Raw genomic sequence first — 12882 nt, 5'->3', positions numbered from 1 at the left:
CGTCGATGAATAAGTGTGTTATTGATCAATCTGCCTGTTTAAAATTTATAGCCCAAACCGATGCCCGTATTCCATTTCCCATCCGCAGCGGCCGTTTTAGCATTATAATACACGGGTACCTGTATAGCCAGGTGCTTGTATGAAGCACTAAGGCCGAAGCCCAGGGAGGGGGTTACCGCTGCATTTTTCGAAGCATTGGCAGGGGCTTTGTCTTCCTTAACGCGCAATGAAGGAAGCATGCCCAGGCTGACGCAAAAGGGTTTGTGGGTCCATTTGACCGCAGGTCCGCCAAAGTTGATGAAGGCACCCTTATCCGCATAACCGGCTACAACCATCCCATCCCACAGGGAGGCGCTTGTTTTGGGAGTTGTTGTTTGCGCCATGGAGGCTTTTGTCAGCAGCAGCATGGCCGCCAGTGTCAGTAGTTTTTGTCTGTTACGGTTCATATACTAATTGGGTTGATGAATGAGGAGTAAGGATGGTTTCTACATTAATGAAAATATTTCCCTCGTGTACTTTTACGGGATATATTTTGATGGCAGCGCAGGCGTCATCATTGAGGCATTCGCCGTTTTTAAGCGAAAATGTTTTTTTGTGAAACGGACATGCCACTTTGGGTTCGCCCTGCTGCGAGCCCAGCATACCGCGGCTCAGCGCCATCTGCTGGCGGTGCGGGCACCGGTTTTGAGTGGCATACCATTCATCGCGATGGGTAAAATAATAAAGAGCGATCTGCTCCGTTCCATACTGCACGCACACACCTCCGTTGTGTGGCATGTCTGTAGCCTTACAGGCATAGATCCAGTTGTTTGTATTCATAAAAAAAGGGTTTGAAAAGAGGTTACCATTCTGCGGCTTTCTTCTGCCCGCGCAGGGTTTCAAATACTATTGTGGGGTCCCTGGTTTCCGGGGCATTGATAAAATGCGTAAAGCGCTTCCGCAGCTCGGGGGTTTCCACTGCCTTTTTCCATTCGCACTCATAGTGATCTACGAGTGTTTGCATTTGCGCTTCCAGCTCAGCAGCAATGCCCAGGCGGTCGTGCACGACCACACTTCTCAGGTAGTCGATGCCGCCTTCCATTTTATTCAGCCAGGTGGCGGTGCGGGTCAGCGGATCGGCTGTTTTGATGTAAAACATCAGGAACCGGTCGATGTACCGGATGCAGGTTTCGGAGTCAATATCCGCGGCCAGCAACAACGCATGCTGTGGCTTGGAGCCGCCGTTGCCGCATACATAAAGGTTCCACCCCTTTTCGGTAGCAATGATCCCAAAGTCTTTGGATTGCGCCTCGGCACATTCGCGGATACAGCCGGAAACGGCCGACTTTATTTTGTGCGGTGCCCTTAAGCCCTTATACCGGTTTTCCACGCGTATGGCAAAACTTACACTATCATGCAGGCCAAAACGGCACCAGGTAGATCCTACGCAGCTTTTTACAGTACGCAGGGCCTTCCCATAAGCATGACCGCTTTCAAAGCCTGCGGCAATCAGCGCTTCCCAGATCAATGGCAGATCATTCAGGTGCGCCCCGAAAAGATCAATGCGCTGCCCCCCGGTAATTTTGGTGTACAGCTTGAACTTCTTTGCAACCTGGCCGATAACAATGAGCTTATCCGGTGTTATTTCCCCGCCGGGGATGCGCGGCACTACCGAATAGGTGCCGCCTTTCTGAATATTGGCCAAAAAACGGTCGTTGGTATCCTGTGAAGTGGCACTTTCATTCTGAATAATAAGACCGTTCCAGAGACTGGCCAGGATAGAGCTGACCGCCGGCCGGCACACTTCACAACCATCGCCGTTGCCCAGGGTGTCCAGCACCTCGTCAAAACTGTGCAGGTCCCGGATCCTGGCGAGATCATAGAGCTCCTGGCGGCTATAATTAAAATGCTCGCAAAGAACATTGCGCACCGTTTTGCCCTGCTTCTTCAGTGTGGCGTTCACGATATCCTTTACCATGGGCACGCATCCGCCACAGCCGGAACCGGCACCGGTACACTTTTTTACTGCCTCAAATGATTCACAGCCGCCCTCCGCAACCGCTTCAGCGATCGTTATTTTTTTTACTCCTTCACAGCTGCAGACCAGCGCATCATCCGGAAGCTCAAAGTTGTCGGATCCACCGGCCCTGTCTCCCGGCTTTATGATTAGGTCCATCGGTACAGCCGGTATGTTCAGCCGGTTACTGCAGATCTGCTGTAATTTGTTATAATCCTCCGCATCCCCCACCAATATTCCACCCAAAAGCGCTTTTCCATCATTGGATATGTTGAGGCGTTTGTAAACGGCATTGTGATTATCGTGGTAAACGATGGATTTTGCTTCAGTACCTTCAATAAAAGGATCACCGAAACTGGCCACATCAATACCGATCAGCTTCAGCTTAGTGCTCATATCAAACTTACTGAAGCGCTTTTCTTCCCCGCAAATGGTAGCCACCGCTGTTTCGGCCATTTCATAGCCCGGTGCTACCAGGCCATAGACAGCGCCTTCAAACAACGCACATTCGCCAATGGCATAAATATGATCATCATTGGTCTTCATTTTTTCATTCACCACAATACCGCCTCTCGGACCGCTGGCAAGCCCAAAATGTCGGGCAAGCTCATCGCGTGGCTGAATGCCCGCGGAAATGACCAGCATATCTGCATTTAATATACTGCCGTCTGTAAACATCAGCCCCTGCATGGTTTCATTGCCCAGTATCACCGCCGTGTTTTTGCCGGTATGTACGGCCACCCCCAGCTCGTTTAACTTTTGGGTAAGAACAAAGGAGCCTCCTTCATCGATCTGCCGGGGCATCAAACGCGGGGCAAATTCGACTACATGCGTATCGGCAATGCCCAGGTCCAGCATCGCTTTGGCTGCCTCCAGCCCCAACAGGCCACCGCCGATGACAACGGCAGACTTTGCTGTTTTTGCATGCCGCCAGATCAGGTTCAGGTCCTCAATGGTACGGTACACAAAAACGCCGTGCTTATCCACACCCGAAATGGGCGGTACAAAAGCAGCAGAGCCGGTTGCCAGCACCAACACATCGTAGCCAACCGTCCTGCCTTCAAAAGAAGACACCGTTTTGTTTTTCCGGTCAATTTCCTGCACCATGTCGCCCAGATGGAGGGCTATCTGGTTATCCGCATACCAGCTCATGGGTTTCATACTCAGATCCTGTACCGTTTTGCCGGCAAAATAAGCGCTCAGGTGCACCCGGTCGTAGGCGGCCAGGGGCTCCTCGCCAAAAACAGTCAGTTCCAGGTTGGGAAGATTGCGCCCTATTAATTTTTCACAGAATTTTTGCCCAACCATACCGTTACCAATAACTACAACTTTCATATTGTTTTATTTTTTAAAATACGTCTGGCAGGCAAAATAAATATATTATAAATACATATATATTGTATATTTCAATGTATTCTTTTATAAACTATGACCAAATGTACAAAATAAATCAAATAAAAAATTAAATAATGCTATAAAAATGTATTTTTGGTCTAAAAAAATTATATATTATTATTTATAATATAAATATATGTCTAAATTGATTTTGATTGGCGCCGGTCCGGGAGACCCGGAGCTCCTTACCATTAAAGCGGTAAAAGCCCTTCAGCAGGCCGATGTGGTGCTCTATGATGCACTGGCTAACAAGGCTATCCTGCAACATATACAGCCTGCCGCTATAACTCAGTTTGTGGGTAAGCGTTTTGGCTGTCATGCATTGAGCCAGCAGGAGATCAACGATCTTATTATTGCCTATGGCAGCCGGTACCGGACCATTGTGCGGTTAAAAGGCGGCGATCCGTTTGTTTTTGGCCGGGCCCAGGAGGAAATGGAAGCCGCCGTTGCGGCGGGAATGCAGGTGGAAATGGTGCCCGGCATTTCCAGTGCCCTGGCAGTGCCGGCATCAGCAATGATACCCCTTACCTGCCGGGGTGTAAACGAAAGCTTTTGGGTGGTCACCGGCACTACCCGGTCCGGTGAGCTGTCAAAAGACATCCACCTGGCGGCCCGGAGCTCCGCCACTGTAGTGATCTTAATGGCCATGAGCAAACTGGAAGCCATCGTGGATATCTTTACCGAAGCGGGAAAGGGTGAAACCGCCGCGGCCATCATCCAGCACGGTACCCGGCCCGATGCAAAAATGGTTGTCGGAAAAGTAAAAGATATCGCCTTTCGCGCGCAGCATGGCGGACTGGGCAATCCGGCGGTCATTATTATTGGCGAAGTGGTGACCCTGAACCGTACACCGGCCCGGCGGCTTGCGGACCAGACCCGGATAACAGCAACGACAAGCCGGTTTACATAGAAACCAGGACCGCAAACTTACAGGTCAAAATATTCCGCGACCATCATCCTTGCATCTTCCTGCGTCAGGTGAGCAAAATTTTTATACCGCTCATGTACATCAATGATCTCTTCCAAGGCAGCGGCCACTAATTCCGTATGCTTCCAGGTTTTCAGATCAGCCAGTACAGCGGGCAGGCACCCTTTCTTATAAGCGATCTGCCCCAGCACATGCACCAGGGTATTGCGGACCCGTGCCGTTTTGTCAAACTCCAGCTCTTTTAATAATGGTAAGATATCCTGCGGAAACTTGCGGCCGCGCAGCTCAATGCCATGACAGATCTCCCGACGGATCTCTTTATCCTCGTGATGCAGATAATGCCTTGCCCATTGAAGCACGGGCACGGGGTTCACTTCTCCCATTTTTTTTACAGAACCGATCACCGCGTTTCTCACGGAATGGTGTTCGTCAAACAACCCTTTGTCGAAAAACGGCTGTACGATCTTGAAATCTTTTCTCCCGATCTCTCCCGCAGCATTGACCACCGTTTGCCGCACATAAAAACTTTTATGCGTTGCCAGTTGTCCCAGTATTTTCAAAACGGCTGTCTGCAATTCCGGCTTTGTAATATAGAGGCGCCCCAGGGCCTGGTAGGCCGCTTTGCGGATATAGGTATCGGGGTCATCAAAATAAGACAGGCAGGCTTTATGTACGCCGGCAACAACGGCTTTTTCCAGTTGTGCGTTTATTTTTGCAACCAGCTGTTCCCGGTCTGCTTTTAAAAGATCGTAAAAGGCCATAGAAGTTAATTTGATTGATGCCACAAGAGCACCGGAACGTTAAGTTATACAAGGAAAAAGTCTCCGGCCGCGAGTTAAAGATTAGCCGGAAAGACATCGCCCGCCAATCGTTTAAGACTTGCCGTCTCACCGCCCTGCCGGCCAAAAGCAACTTTTAGCCACCCAATGCGGACCATTACAGCACTACAGTTCCTGTGCATTAAGAAAATGCGGAGTGTACACTCCGCATTTTCTTATATAACCTTTTTTGTTATTTTATTGCTTTGTCAACAATCGATGCGATCTGATCGATGTGGATCCGCTCCTGTTCCATGCTATCCCGGTGGCGGATCGTAACCGTCTGATCTTCTTTTGTCTGGTGATCCACCGTTATACAGAAAGGCACTCCCAGCGCATCCATGCGGCGGTAGCGTTTACCGATGGTGTCTTTTTCCTCGTAAAAACATTTGAAGTCCGCCCGGTGCGTCTCCATGATGTTCTGCGCAATCTCCGGCAACCCGTCCTTTTTTGTGAGCGGGAATACCGCCAATTTGATCGGTGCTAATTTAGCCGGTAATTTCAACACCACGCGGCTGTCCTGTTTTTCTGCCGTGCTCAGGTCTTCTTCTGTATATGCTGCGCAGATCATGGAAAGGAACATCCGGTCCAGACCGATGGAAGTTTCGATCACATAAGGGATATAGTTCCCGGTCGGCTTTCCGGTTTCGGGATCAATATCATTATCGAAATACTGCATTTTCTTTTTGCTGTACTCCTGGTGGTTCCGCAGGTCAAAATCCGTACGGCTGTGGATCCCCTCCAGCTCCTTAAAACCCATCGGGAAATTATATTCGATATCGCAGGCCGCATCCGCGTAGTGCGCCAGTTTTACGTGGTCATGAAAGCGGTATTCCGTTTGCGGAACACCCAGCTCCAGGTGCCATTTTAAGCGCGCCTGCTTCCAGTACTCGTACCATTCCTTTTGCGTACCGGGTTTAATAAAGAACTGCATTTCCATCTGCTCAAACTCCCGCATACGGAAGATGAACTGACGTGCTACGATCTCATTCCGGAATGCCTTACCGATCTGCGCAATACCAAAGGGAATTTTCATCCGTCCGGTCTTTTGCACATTCAAAAAGTTTACAAAGATCCCCTGGGCCGTTTCCGGGCGCAGATATACTTTATTGTTCTCATCTTCCGAAGAAACAGTAGATCCGAATTCCGTAGAGAACATCAGGTTAAACTGGCGGATATCCGTCCAGTTTGCCGTACCGCTGATGGGACATTTGATCTTGTTGTCGTCGATGATCCTTTTGAGCGCCGCCAGGTCGCCGGCAGCATCTGCTTTTTCCATTTCGCTGATGATGGCCGCGGCTTCGGCATCCTTACCATCTGCTTTTAACTGATCGGTATGCGATTCGATCAGGTGATCGACCCGGTAGCGTTTTTTGCTGTCCTTGTTGTCAATCATCGGGTCATTGAACCCGTCCACGTGCCCGCTGGCCTTCCAGGTCGTAGGATGCATAAAGATCGCAGCGTCGATACCTACAATATTATCCTGCAGCTGCGTCATGGACTTCCACCAGTAATCCTTGATATTTTTTTTCAATTCCGCTCCCCACTGACCATAATCATAAACAGCCTGCAATCCGTCGTAGATCTCGCTGCTGGGGAAAATAAACCCGTATTCTTTACAATGCGCTATAATCGCCTGAAATTTATTGCTATCCGTTGCCATAGGCCGCAAATTTAGGTTGAAAAGTTGACAGGTTGATCAGTTAACGGGGGAATTACTGCCGGTTTTCAGCTACCAGGCGTTAGCACGCCTCTTGTTTTGCGTTTAAAGTTCAGGGTTGGATCCTTGTGCCTTGTGCATGCCTGGTGCTCAATTTTCACATTTTCATACTTTCAGATTCAACGATGCTGATCGCTGACGACTGATCGCTGATAATTGTACCTTTGCGTTTTAAACCGTTCGTAAAATGGGCATCTGGGACCAAATAGCACAATATTTATTCTTAAAGAAAAAAGATCCGAATACGCCAAAAAGCAAGTGGGTAGGCTATATGCACGGTATTAACCGGCTGAGTATTTTATTATTCCTGATCGCGATCATCATTATTGTTATCCGGCTACTGATGCGCTGAACTCCGTGATAATGGCCGCCGCCTTTCGGGAAGCATCCCCTTCCGCAGCAAGGATCCGGTGCAGCACATCATAATCCTTTTTCAATACTGCTTTTCGCTGGTCATCAAACAACAGGGACTTTAGCTCAGTAATAATATTGGCAGCGGTCATCGCTCCCTGGATCAATTCTTTTACCACCGGTTTGTCCATGATCAGGTTCACCAGTGAGATGTATTTGATACTGATCACGCGTTTGGCGATCTGGTAGCTGACCTCAGAGCCTTTGTAACAAACCACTTCGGGTATGCCAAAGAGGGCGGTCTCCAGCGTTGCCGTACCGGAGGTTACCAACGCTGCCGTTGCCTGCAGCAGTACATCGTACGTGCGGTTATTCACAATGCTTACATTGGGATATTGCCGGGTAAATTGAAGATAGAAGCTACTGTCAACAGCAGGTGCCTGCGCCACTACAAACTGAAAACCGGGAAATTCCCGGCTTACTGCCAGCATTACCGGCAGCTTCTTCTCGATCTCCTGTTTGCGGCTGCCGGGCAGCAGGGCTATGACGGGCTTTTCAACGGGCTGCCCCGCTGCGTCCCGGATCACCAGGTCGGAGCCGGCTTTCTTTTTCCGGTCGATCTCTTCAATCAACGGATGACCCACATAGTCAACCGTCCAATTCCATCGATCCCGGTAATACGCTTGTTCAAAGGGCAGAATCACCAGCATCTTATCGATACAGCGCTTCATCATCTTTACCCGCCCTTCCTTCCATGCCCATACCTGCGGCGAGATGTAATATACCACTTTGATCCCCTGCTCCCTGGCCCATTTTGCAATGCGCAGGTTAAAGCCCGGATAATCCACTAATATCAATACATCCGGTTTAAAAGCGAGGATATCCTCTTTGCAGGAACGAAGATTGTTTAAGATGGTCTTCAGGTTCATGACCACCTCCGCAAACCCCATAAACGCAAGATCGCGGTAATGCTTTACCAGCTCCATCCCAGCAGCCTGCATCTTATCCCCTCCCCAGCCGCGAATCTGCGCGCCGGGTTGCTCTTGTTTGAGCGCCGCCACCAGGTTGCCGCCATGCAGATCGCCCGAGGCTTCCCCTGCAATCACATAATATCTGGGATCCCGGTGCCTCATTTTGATTCCCCCCAGTCTTTTTCAAGTCGTTGTTTCAGGGCATAATCGGTAAGATCAAACTCTACCGGCACCACACTCACATAATCATTGGCCAGGGCCCATACATCGGTATCCTTCGATTTGTCGAAATTGACAAACTCACCGGTCAGCCAGTAATATTTCCGCCCGTGCGGATCTTTCCGTTCTATAAATTTTTCCTGATATTTGGCATATGCCTGTTTACAGATCTTATACCCTCTGAGCTGTTCCAGCGGGGCTTTGGGAATATTCACATTGAGTAGAAAATGCCGGGGTTGCTTTTTGCGCAACATCTTTTCCACGATCAGCCGCGCATAATGGCGCGAGGCTTCAAAATCCGGTTCAGCCCCATAATCGAGCAAAGAGAACCCTACTGCCGGGATGCTTTCGATAGCCGCTTCCATAGCAGCAGACATGGTTCCGGAATAGATCACATTGATGCTATGGTTGGCCCCGTGATTGATGCCGCTGATGCAGATATCTGGTTTGCGGTGTAAAATTTTGTCTACCGCCAGCTTCACACAGTCTACAGGTGTTCCGGAGCAGGAAAAGGCCCTGATCCCTTCAAAAAGCTCCACTTCATACAAACGCAGCGGATGACCGATAGTAATGGCATGTCCCATGCCCGACTGAGGCTTGTCCGGTGCCACTACCACAATTTTACCCAATCCTCTTACAGCTTCCACCAGGTTGCGGATACCGGCGGAAGAAACCCCATCGTCATTGGTTACGAGGATAATGGGCTCCTCTTTTTTCCCTGCTCGTTTTTTTGTTGCCATAGACTGCAAAAATAACCGAAAAGGAGCAGACGGGCAGGACCAGCCCTGCGGAAAATGAGGAGACCCGGCATAAGGTTCTGATGTTTGCGCCAGGCTCAACGATAGGAGTTCGCCGATATTCCTGGTTGATTCGTAAACCGTTGCGCTAAGCCCAGGGTTGTAATGAAACTAAATAGTCAAAATCCACCCATGTAATGGTACCTTGCGGTATATTACAGAAGCGGTAACGGAAGCATTAACAGACACACCTGTTATCCTGATCAATCGCTGGAAAGCAAGCCCAGTTTTCTACAAACCCTGGTACAGCCCGGTGGCCGTTACCAGAACCGCGAAACAAAGTGGGAAGATATGGTACAGGCTATTAAAACCGGGGGCTACCCCGAGGCCGTCCTGCGAACTATTGAAGCCCGGCGCGACCGGTGGTTTGAGTCTTACCTGACCGGCGTTTTGGAAAAGAATATACGCGACCTTTCCAATATTAAGGGACAATTACCGAATATTTTGCACCTGATCGCCACAAGGGCCGGCAGCGCGATCAATTTTTCGGATATCGCACGGCTGGCGGCATCAAAACACCACTTTTCAACGCTATATGGCTTTATTAGAACACGTATTCCCGCTGGTAAAGCTCTCTGCCTGGACGCCTAATGCTGAGGGGCGGTTTGTAAAATCACCAAAGGTACTGCTGAACGAGACGGAGCTGCTCCGCCACTGATGGGAGAAAGTGCAGAAAGCCTGCTCCGCAACAGAACTACGGCCTGTCTGTTTTTTGAAAATTTTGTCATCCTCGAAATACTGAAGCCGTTAAGCTGGAATACCCTTTCATTACAAGCCTGTCACTTCAGCATGCACAGCAGCGCAGAAGTAGATCTTGGCTGGAAGACCGGAAAAAACAACTCTATGGCATCGAAATAAAGCCTAAAGCATCAGTGAACGCCGATGACTTTAAGGGGCTGAAACGACCAGCGACCGGCTTCGCCAGGTATAAAACGGTTTTAACCAGCGTCAATAGTCAATGAAGAAGGGACATCAGGCATAAGACAGAGCTAACTGAAATATAAAGCATGAAACCCGGAGCTTAAACCAAAAATAAATTTGGCTGTTTAAAACCGATATAATTACTTTGTAATTCAAAGTGCTTTAAAAATGAACGATCCAAAAGATGACCTGCAGCATATCCGCCAGATGATGGAGCGCTCTTCGCGGTTTATTTCCCTTAACGGGTTATCGGGGGTGGCCGCCGGTGTTATTGCCTTATTGGGCGCAGCCATTGCATACGGGCTGTTTCAGCAACACGGTATCGACTATTTTTCCGGTGAAAGATACATATACAATTATGAACTCGAGTGGAAGCTCTTCTGGCTGGCCATTGCGATCCTGGTTTGCGCCGTGGGAGCCGGCATCTTTTTCACCATTCAGAAAAGTAAAAAGAATGGGTTAAAAATATGGAACAGCACCACCCGGCTGCTGCTGGGTCACCTGCTGGTTCCGCTGATCGCGGGCGGGCTGTTCTGCCTGGCGCTGTTTTATCACGGGCTGTTCGGGCTCGTTGCCCCGGCAACCCTGCTTTTTTACGGGCTGGCGTTGATCAATGCTGCTAAATATACTTTTTCCGATATCCAGTACCTGGGCTATTGCGAAGTGTTCCTCGGAGTCATCGCTTCCTTTATTCCCGGCTATGGGCTGGTTTTCTGGGCGCTGGGATTCGGCATGCTGCATATCTTATACGGACTGCTGATGTATAAAAAGTATAAATAGAACCGTTTTTCCGGAGAAAGGACATGAGCATTATTGAAAAGTTAAATAAAGATTTTGAAAGCCGGGTCCGGCTGGGCATTATGTCGGTGCTGGTGGTGAATGGCTGGGTAGACTTCCTGGAGATGAAAGAACACCTTGGAGTTACAGACGGCAATCTGGCCAGCCATATTGCCGCACTGGAAAATAAAAAATACATCGAGGTAAAAAAGGAATTTGTAGGTAAAAAAACAAAAACCTCCTATAAAATAACCAAACCCGGAAAAGAAGCTTTCGTACAGCATATCAACGCACTGGAACGGTTGCTAAAATAATTTTTTTGCTATTAACTTTGAAATTCAAAGCACTTTTAAAATAAACAAAATGAAAAAAAATCTTGTGCTGCTTACCGGTGTTGCCGCCTTTGTGGCATTGTTCTATGGCCAGGAAATGGGGCTTAATTTCAGTCTCTTCGCCCTCCTTTTATGGCTTTCGGTATTCCTGACCACTCCAAAGGAGCACCATACCGCAACATTCTGGTGGCTGACAGCAGCATTGGGCGCTGCCGCGGGCGCCTTCGCCTGGTATGGCGACCCGGTTTCGTTCCTGGCCGTTTTTGCAACGCTGGTTCTTGTTGTATGCAAGGCCCATCAACCATCATTGAGCATACTGCTGACGCCCTTTGCGGGCTTCCTGAATTTTGCCAGCTTCATCTTCCGGGCGCCCATCCTAACCAACTGGCTGCCGGTAAACAACCTGCTCACGGCAAATTTTTATAAAAAGGCCATCTATTATGTCCTGATTCCCGGTGGGCTGGCCGCCGGCTTCCTTATTATTTACAGTTCCGGCAGCGAGCTGTTCGGATCCTTTTTTCATATTAACTGGGATGCCGACTTTTTGCAGATCGGATTCTTATCGGCCCTGGGGTTCTTTCTCCTGTTCTGTTTTGTACATTACTGGTCTCCTTCACAGTTGTCAATGATCAACAATAAACTAAACGATCACTTTTCAGAGGAATACCGCCGGCGCCTGCAGGAGCAGCAAAGCACCGACACAGATTTCTATCGCAGAAGCGCCGAAATTTCGCTGATCATACTGAACACCATCGTACTGTTTTTTATTGTTACCTATTGCATTGAGCAATTCGGCAGTAAAAATACGGACAGCAGTCTGAGCAGCGAGTTGCATGAACGGGTATACGTGCTCATCTTTTCCATCGTCATGGCCATTTTTGTGATCATGCTTTTTTTCCGGGGCGCGCTGAACTTTACCGCAAAAGCGGAGCTGTTAAAGAAAAGCGCGTTTACCTGGATCCTGCTGAATGCTGCGCTGGTGTTTGTCGTGGTGCTGAAGAACAACCAGTATGTTACCGCATACGGCCTTACGTTCAAACGCTTAGGTGTGTACCTCTTTCTTTTACTGAGCGCCGCCGGGCTTCTTTTGACCACCCTGAAAATTAAAAACAAGCGGACCAATACTTACCTGATCGCCCGCATGATCTGGGTTGGCTATGCAACACTGGTTACAGGAGTGGTGATCAATTGGAGCTGGATCGTTACCCGGTATAACCTGGAGTACCAAACAACTTTTGATACGGAATATGCGCTTAGTCTGCCCTATAATCGTCGGTTACTATATGATACAAAGATCAACCAGGAAACACCTGATAAAAAAGCTCCGTTCCTGCAACAGATCGAAACAGAAAAAAAACGGCCGTTGCTATCCAGACGCCTATACTATCAATTTCTAAACTTATAGTCATGAAAAAATACGATCTGCTCATCCTGATCACCCTGCTGACCACCATCGTGATCCTGACCGTACTGGTGTTAAAAAAATAATTCCCGATGCATGTAAAAATGATCCTGCCGGCGCTGGCAGAAGCCGAAAGTCCGTTCCGGCGTCCTATAAATATGCCCTGTTCCCACCCCTGGGGCTCGCCACACTGGCCTCCTACCTCTCTCCGGACGATGAAATAGACCTGCAGGACCAGCATGTAGAAACCCTGAA

Annotated in this window: 13 protein-coding genes; 6 read left to right on the top strand and 7 right to left on the bottom strand. The window is 49.0% G+C overall.

Translation table 11 applies throughout. The features are described from left to right. Window positions 1-38: 38 nt before the first annotated feature. From B160_RS0120675 to nirB, 3 genes are read right to left on the bottom strand one after another with little or no spacing between them, the layout of a single operon-like run. Window positions 39-446, bottom strand: coding sequence for a hypothetical protein (locus tag B160_RS0120675; RefSeq protein WP_018629843.1), 408 nt, complete (start codon window positions 444-446; stop codon window positions 39-41). After that, window positions 436-819 (bottom strand): nitrite reductase small subunit NirD, encoded by a 384-nt coding sequence (nirD, locus tag B160_RS0120670; RefSeq protein ID WP_018629842.1) that lies wholly within the window; start codon window positions 817-819, stop codon window positions 436-438. Before nirD ends, B160_RS0120675 begins: the two co-directional genes overlap by 11 nt. Window positions 820-841: 22 nt before the next feature. Beyond that, on the bottom strand, window positions 842-3331 hold the full coding sequence (nirB, locus tag B160_RS0120665) for a nitrite reductase large subunit NirB (RefSeq protein ID WP_018629841.1): 2490 nt from the start codon (window positions 3329-3331) through the stop codon (window positions 842-844). Between the two features lie 196 nt (window positions 3332-3527). Here nirB and cobA point away from each other — a divergent pair, with 196 nt between their 5' ends. Beyond that, window positions 3528-4301 carry a uroporphyrinogen-III C-methyltransferase gene (gene cobA, locus B160_RS0120660; protein ID WP_018629840.1) on the top strand — a complete coding sequence of 258 codons (774 nt, stop codon included), beginning with the start codon at window positions 3528-3530 and terminating at the stop codon, window positions 4299-4301. A gap of 17 nt (window positions 4302-4318) precedes the next feature. On the opposite strand, the gene B160_RS0120655 is transcribed toward cobA, so the two are convergent. Further along, window positions 4319-5080, bottom strand: a complete 762-nt coding sequence (locus B160_RS0120655) for a HEAT repeat domain-containing protein (protein WP_018629839.1) — start codon at window positions 5078-5080, stop codon at window positions 4319-4321. Window positions 5081-5330: 250 nt separating this feature from the next. Beyond that, on the bottom strand, window positions 5331-6800 hold the full coding sequence (locus tag B160_RS0120645; protein ID WP_018629837.1) for a glycine--tRNA ligase: 1470 nt from the start codon (window positions 6798-6800) through the stop codon (window positions 5331-5333). Window positions 6801-7044: 244 nt separating this feature from the next. Here B160_RS0120645 and B160_RS32020 point away from each other — a divergent pair, with 244 nt between their 5' ends. After that, window positions 7045-7209: a DUF6728 family protein gene (locus B160_RS32020; protein WP_018629836.1), complete on the top strand. Its 165-nt coding sequence runs from the start codon at window positions 7045-7047 to the stop codon at window positions 7207-7209. On the opposite strand, the gene lpxB is transcribed toward B160_RS32020, so the two are convergent. Continuing rightward, on the bottom strand, window positions 7187-8341 hold the full coding sequence (gene lpxB / locus B160_RS0120635) for a lipid-A-disaccharide synthase (protein ID WP_018629835.1): 1155 nt from the start codon (window positions 8339-8341) through the stop codon (window positions 7187-7189). The genes B160_RS32020 and lpxB overlap by 23 nt on opposite strands. Further along, a complete protein-coding gene (gene surE / locus B160_RS0120630) occupies window positions 8338-9138 on the bottom strand; it encodes a 5'/3'-nucleotidase SurE (protein WP_040680181.1) in 801 nt (266 codons plus the stop codon). Before surE ends, lpxB begins: the two co-directional genes overlap by 4 nt. A gap of 348 nt (window positions 9139-9486) precedes the next feature. On the opposite strand from surE, the gene B160_RS30830 reads away from it, so the two are divergent. From B160_RS30830 to B160_RS0120605, 4 genes are all read left to right on the top strand, one after another. After that, on the top strand, window positions 9487-9786 hold the full coding sequence (locus tag B160_RS30830; RefSeq protein WP_026309910.1) for a hypothetical protein: 300 nt from the start codon (window positions 9487-9489) through the stop codon (window positions 9784-9786). Between the two features lie 498 nt (window positions 9787-10284). Continuing rightward, the gene (locus B160_RS0120615) at window positions 10285-10896 is read left to right on the top strand and encodes a hypothetical protein (RefSeq protein WP_018629832.1); all 612 of its coding nucleotides are present in this window, start codon (window positions 10285-10287) and stop codon (window positions 10894-10896) included. 23 nt (window positions 10897-10919) lie between these two features. After that, a complete protein-coding gene (locus tag B160_RS0120610) occupies window positions 10920-11207 on the top strand; it encodes a winged helix-turn-helix domain-containing protein (RefSeq protein WP_018629831.1) in 288 nt (95 codons plus the stop codon). 49 nt (window positions 11208-11256) lie between these two features. Then, entirely contained in the window at window positions 11257-12630 is a 1374-nt protein-coding gene (locus tag B160_RS0120605) for a DUF4153 domain-containing protein (RefSeq protein WP_018629830.1), read from the top strand. The last annotated feature ends 252 nt before the right edge of the window (window positions 12631-12882 follow it).

It is taken from the genome of Niabella aurantiaca DSM 17617, assembly GCF_000374125.1.
GTDB lineage: Bacteria > Bacteroidota > Bacteroidia > Chitinophagales > Chitinophagaceae > Niabella > Niabella aurantiaca.
This window is presented reverse-complemented; position numbering and strand designations above follow the sequence as displayed.